Origin of the sequence: Dietzia sp. UBA5065 (genome assembly GCA_002415925.1) — a bacterium.
GTDB lineage: Bacteria > Actinomycetota > Actinomycetes > Mycobacteriales > Mycobacteriaceae > Dietzia.
Map to the genome: position 1 here is coordinate 10,894 of DIAZ01000058.1, position 538 is coordinate 11,431.

Below are 538 nucleotides of genomic sequence, written 5' to 3' on the forward strand. Positions count from 1 at the left end.
GAGCAGGTGACGCTCGCGCAGGTGTTCCAGCAGCAGGACGCCACCGGGCAGCCCTGGCGCCGGTTCGTCACCGCGGACCGGTCGATGTCGATCGAGGCGGATTTCACCGACTTCGGCTCGGACATCAACGACCTCCTCAAGCGGCTGCGGCGTGACGGCGCGGTGGTGGAGAAGGACTTCCCGCCCTACGGCCGCACCATGCGGCGGCTGCTGGGCATCCGGTCGGAGCAGGCGATGGAGCTGTTCCACCAGACGGTGTCCATGAAGGCGGTGGGTGACCTCAACGACTTCGTCCGCACCCACATGCTCGAGCCCGCCGACTCCCGAGACCGGGTCGAGGGGATCATCCGGCACTTCGATGACCTCACCCGGTCCTACGACGCCGTCCAGCGGGCGCGCGCACAGCTCGAGGCGCTCGGGCCGGTGGTGGAGTCCATCGCGAAGTACGACGCGGCGCTCGAGCGCCGGGACGGCCTGCGCGAGGAACGGGACGCGCTGCGACCCTACTTCGCCGAGCTCCGGATCGAGCTGCGGCGGG

1 pseudogene is annotated in these 538 nt (G+C 70.1%); it reads left to right on the top strand.

What is annotated here, in order from left to right:
• Positions 1–538, top strand: a pseudogene (locus tag B4M60_RS04375) (hypothetical protein); the annotation flags it as partial.